At 55.7% G+C, this 4604-nt stretch carries 4 protein-coding genes; 2 read left to right on the forward strand and 2 right to left on the reverse strand.

Features of this window, described 5'->3' with window-relative positions; all coding sequences use genetic code 11:
- The first annotated feature begins 2 nt into the window (after positions 1-2).
- Positions 3-323 carry an iron-sulfur cluster insertion protein ErpA gene (erpA, locus tag ACRESJ_RS18415; protein WP_427564719.1) on the forward strand — a complete coding sequence of 107 codons (321 nt, stop codon included), beginning with the start codon at positions 3-5 and terminating at the stop codon, positions 321-323.
- 65 nt (positions 324-388) lie between these two features.
- Here erpA and ACRESJ_RS18420 read toward each other — a convergent pair whose 3' ends face one another.
- Both ACRESJ_RS18420 and ACRESJ_RS18425 read right to left on the reverse strand, forming a co-directional pair.
- The gene (locus ACRESJ_RS18420) at positions 389-1480 is read right to left on the reverse strand and encodes an anhydro-N-acetylmuramic acid kinase (protein WP_431759157.1); all 1092 of its coding nucleotides are present in this window, start codon (positions 1478-1480) and stop codon (positions 389-391) included.
- Positions 1481-1483: 3 nt separating this feature from the next.
- Positions 1484-2929, reverse strand: a complete 1446-nt coding sequence (locus ACRESJ_RS18425) for a peptidoglycan DD-metalloendopeptidase family protein (protein WP_431759158.1) — start codon at positions 2927-2929, stop codon at positions 1484-1486.
- Positions 2930-3141: 212 nt separating this feature from the next.
- Between ACRESJ_RS18425 and tyrS the strand changes: the two genes are divergently transcribed.
- Positions 3142-4341: a tyrosine--tRNA ligase gene (gene tyrS / locus ACRESJ_RS18430; RefSeq protein ID WP_431759159.1), complete on the forward strand. Its 1200-nt coding sequence runs from the start codon at positions 3142-3144 to the stop codon at positions 4339-4341.
- Positions 4342-4604: the final 263 nt, after the last annotated feature.

Raw genomic sequence — 4604 nt, forward strand, 5'->3', positions numbered from 1 at the left:
CTTTGCAATTCACCCACGGTGCCGCGCACAAGGTGAAGAGCCTGGTCGATGAAGAGGGGAATGATCGCTTGAAGCTGCGCGTATTCGTTACGGGCGGCGGTTGTTCAGGTTTTCAGTACGGCTTCACCTTCGATGAAGAAGTGGCCGATGACGACACCATCGTTGAACGCGAAGGTGTAAGTCTGGTTGTCGATCCCATGAGCTTCCAATACCTGGCAGGTGCCGAGGTGGATTATCAGGAAGGTCTGGAAGGTTCGCGTTTCGTCATCAAGAACCCGAATGCGACTACCACCTGTGGTTGTGGCTCTTCGTTCTCGATCTGATCAGCGCCCCAGCATCACCAAGCGCCGCATGGCCTCAAGCTCTGCGGCGTTTTGCTGTCCGGCGTTCATGCAGGGTAGATGGCGCCTAATACACGTAAGCCGCGGGCGCCGGTAACGCTAGGGCGATTGGCTGCGATGCCTTCGAGGCAACAGTGCGCGAGCCAGGCAAATGCCATTGCTTCGACCCAATCCGGGTCGACTCCGTATTCGGAAGTGCTGCTGACTTTCGCCTTGGGCAGCAGGCTGGCAAGGCGATTCATCAGCGTAGAGTTGTGCGCGCCGCCGCCGCATACGAGTACTTCTTGCGTGTCGTTCTGGGCACTTTGCAGTGATTCGATGATGGTCTGGGCGGTCAACTCAAGTAGCGTTGCCTGAACGTCTTCGGCTGCGAAGGCTGGCAACTGCACCAGATGTTGTTTCAACCAAGGCAGGTTGAATACTTCCCGGCCAGTGCTCTTCGGACCCTTGGTCATGAAGAAGGGGTCGCTGAGCAATGCTTTCAAGAGCGTCGGTTCGACCTTGCCGCTGGCGGCCCACTCGCCGTTGCGGTCATAGTTTTCACCGCGTTGGTGATGTATCCAGGCATCCAGCAACACGTTCCCCGGGCCGCAGTCGAAACCGGCGACGGGCTTGCCTGGTTCAATCAGGCTGAGGTTGCTGAAACCTCCGATGTTCAATACTGCCCGATTGCCGATCCGCTCTTCAAAAAGGGCTTCGTGAAAGGCTGGAACCAGTGGAGCGCCTTGTCCGCCAGCGGCGACATCACGGCTGCGGAAGTCACTGACCACGGTGATGTTCGTGAGCTCGGTGAGCAGTGCAGGGTTGCCGATCTGCACTGTGAAGCCGCGTGCAGGTTCATGGCGAATAGTCTGGCCATGGCTGCCTATCGCGCGAATGTCGTAAGGGGTGAGGTTCTGCTGAGCCAGAAGGGTGTTAATGCCCTGTGCCGCGAGTTTTACCCAGTTCTGTTGGGCGATGGCAGAGCGGGCAATCTCGTCCGGGCCGCTGGCGCACAGGCCAAGCAGCTCGGCGCGCAGGAGTTCGGGCATGGGGGTGTAGTGCGTGGCGATCAGCCTGATCGCCGGGGCTTGCTCGATCAGCGCTATGTCCAGGCCATCAAGGCTGGTCCCGGACATCACACCTAAATAGAGTGCCATGGCTTAGCGCTTGGCCGAGGCCAGCTGGGTGGACTTTTCCTGGTCCATACGCGCCATCAGCGGTTGGCTCTGCGCGAGGAAACGCGCACGCTCGGCTTTGGAAATCGGATCAGCCATCGCGACTTTCTGGCCCAGTGGGTCGACGTGTACGCCGTTCACCTGGAACTCATAGTGCAAGTGAGGGCCAGTGGAAAGGCCAGTGGTGCCGATGTAACCGATTACCTGGCCCTGTTTGACCGAGCCGCCAGTTTTGATGCCTTTGGCGAACCCTTGCATGTGGCCGTACAGCGTACGGTAAGTGTTGCCGTGCTGAATAATGACGGTATTGCCGTAACCGCCACGACGACCCGCCAGCAACACTTTGCCATCCCCGGCTGCCTTGATAGGCGTACCGCGCGGTGCTGCGTAATCAACGCCTTTGTGGGCTCGGATCTTGTTGAGGATCGGGTGTTTGCGGCCCATGGAAAACTTGGAACTGATGCGGGCGAAGTCAACCGGGGTCCGGATGAATGCCTTGCGCATGCTGTTGCCATCAGCAGTGTAATAGCTGCTGTTGCCTTGCTTGTTGGTGTAACGAACGGCGGTGTAGGTCTTGCCACGGTTGGTAAAGCGCGCGGACAGGATCGGGCCATTGCCGACTGCTTTGCCGTTGACCACTTTTTGTTCGTAGATCACATCGAACGAATCACCCTGACGAATATCCTGGGCGAAGTCGACGTCGTAGCCAAACACGCTGGCCATGTCCATGGTCAGGCTGTGAGACAAGCCGGCGCGAGCGGCAGATTGCGACAGCGAACTGTTGATCACGCCATGAACGTAGGCAGAGCGCACGGTCGGCTTGGCAGTTACGCGATTGAATGAGTAACCCTTGTCGTTCTTGGTCAGGGTGATGGTTTCGAGGTCGCTGACCTTGCTGTGCAGATTGCTCAGTTGGCCGTCCGGACCCAGTTCGAATTCGAGTTTTTGCCCATGCTTGAGTTGGCTGAATTGCTTGGCCTGCTTGTCGCTCGCCAATACGTCATGCACCGAAGTGGTGGGAAGGCCGACCTTCGCAAAAAGCGTGGAGAGCGTATCGCCTTTGGAGACGATCACTTCCCTGTGGTTTGGCGCCTTCTTTTCTTCAGTTGCCGCCGCTACGGGGGCTGGAGCTGGTGCGGCTTCGGCTTCGGCTTTAGCGGTTTCCTGGGGTTCTTCTGTGCTGTCTTCAATCTGCGCGAAAGGAGAAGCTACCGGTTCATTTGTGGCTTGAACGGCTTCGGCGGCGTCTTGATCTTGTGTCAGTTGTTCAGCAGGGCTTTCCAGTTCAAGGCTCAGTGTTGTCTTTTTAGCTTCAACATCACTGGAAGGAAATACCAGAAGCGCCAGGCTCAGAAGGGCGGCGATGCCGCTCGCTGCGAGCAGGTGAGTCTTCGGGTAAAGCGGTGGCGCTTTAGACGATTCTTTGGTCATAAGTGATTTTTGACTTTGAAAAAGATGAATTGGAAAAGATGAATGACATGATGAAGATGAAATAACTGTATAAAATATAACCAAATCATCGCTGAAGCAAGTCTACGGACTCTCTGTCTGTGGATTGGCGTCCGTGCGCCGGGCAAACCTTGTATTTGACGTGCGTTCTTGTATGGTTGGTCCCCTTTGAATCTGAGCCTTGCGGGTCTGTTATGAAGTCGGTTGAAGAGCAGCTAGCGCTGATCAAACGTGGTGCAGAAGAACTGTTGGTCGAGTCCGAGCTGGTTGAAAAGCTCAAGCGCGGCCAGCCGCTGCGTATTAAGGCCGGCTTCGATCCGACTGCGCCGGATTTGCATCTGGGTCACACGGTGCTTATCAATAAGCTGCGCCAGTTCCAGGAGTTGGGCCACCAGGTGATCTTCCTGATTGGCGACTTCACCGGGATGATTGGTGATCCAAGCGGCAAGAGTGCCACCCGCCCTCCGCTGACTCGCGAACAGGTGCTTGAGAACGCCGAGACCTACAAAACTCAGGTTTTCAAGATTCTTGATCCAGCCAAAACCGAAGTGGCATTCAACTCCACCTGGATGGATCAGATGGGGCCGGCCGACTTCATTCGCCTGACTTCTCAATACACCGTCGCTCGCATGCTTGAGCGCGATGACTTCGACAAGCGCTACACGACCAATCAGCCGATCGCTATTCATGAGTTTCTCTATCCGCTGGTTCAGGGCTATGACTCGGTGGCCTTGCGTGCGGACGTTGAGCTGGGCGGTACCGATCAAAAGTTCAATCTTCTGATGGGGCGCGAGCTGCAGCGCGGTTACGGCCAGGAAGCTCAGTGCATTCTCACCATGCCGTTGCTGGAAGGTCTGGATGGCGTGAAGAAGATGTCCAAGTCCTTGGGCAACTACGTCGGGATCCAGGAAGCGCCGGGTGTGATGTACGGCAAGCTGGTCTCCATTCCTGACGCGCTGATGTGGCGTTACTTCGAGTTGCTCAGTTTCCGCTCCATGGATGAGATCAATGCGTTCCGCGTTGACGTGGAGGCGGGTGCCAATCCGCGCGACATCAAGATCAAACTGGCTGAAGAGATCGTAGCGCGGTTCCATGGTGAAGAGGCTGCTGCTAATGCTCACCGCGGTGCTGGTAACCGTATGAAAGAAGGCGAACTGCCGGATGACTTGCCGGAGATCGAATTGACTGCTGCCGAGGATATGCCGATCGCTGCTGTCCTTAATAAGGCTGGCCTGGTCAAGAACTCGGCTGTGGCACGAGATCTTCTCGGATCTGGTGGTGTGCGTATTGATGGTGAAGTTGTCGATCGCACCTTTATATATTCATTGGGCGCAACCCATGTCTGCCAGGCTGGGAAAAAGGCATTTGCGCGTATTACGCTCAAATCCGAATAAGTTGAGATAAAGGGTTGACGGCGAATTTTAGATCTCTATAATTCGCCCCACTTCCGGCGCAGTCGAAACGGAAAACTCCTTGGTAAACAACGAGTTACGCAGTTTTCGGCAGCAAGTTGCTTCAGGTCATCGAAGTCGAAAGGAAGTTGAAAAAGAGGTGTTGACAGCAGCGGGTAACGCTGTAGAAATCGCCTCCCGCTGACGAGAGATCGAAAGTGCAAGTGGTTGAAGTTGTTAAGGATTTCCAAGCGAAACTTTGAAAA

It is taken from the genome of Pseudomonas sp., from assembly GCF_050739655.1.
GTDB lineage: Bacteria > Pseudomonadota > Gammaproteobacteria > Pseudomonadales > Pseudomonadaceae > Aquipseudomonas.

Excerpts from the sequence above, each read along its gene's own strand:
- ACRESJ_RS18420 (WP_431759157.1), bottom strand. The coding sequence starts at position 1,480 with ATGGCACTCTATTTAGGTGTGATGTCCGGGACCAGCCTTGATGGCCTG.
- tyrS (WP_431759159.1), top strand. The coding sequence starts at position 3,142 with ATGAAGTCGGTTGAAGAGCAGCTAGCGCTGATCAAACGTGGTGCAGAA.
- ACRESJ_RS18425 (WP_431759158.1), bottom strand. The coding sequence starts at position 2,929 with ATGACCAAAGAATCGTCTAAAGCGCCACCGCTTTACCCGAAGACTCAC.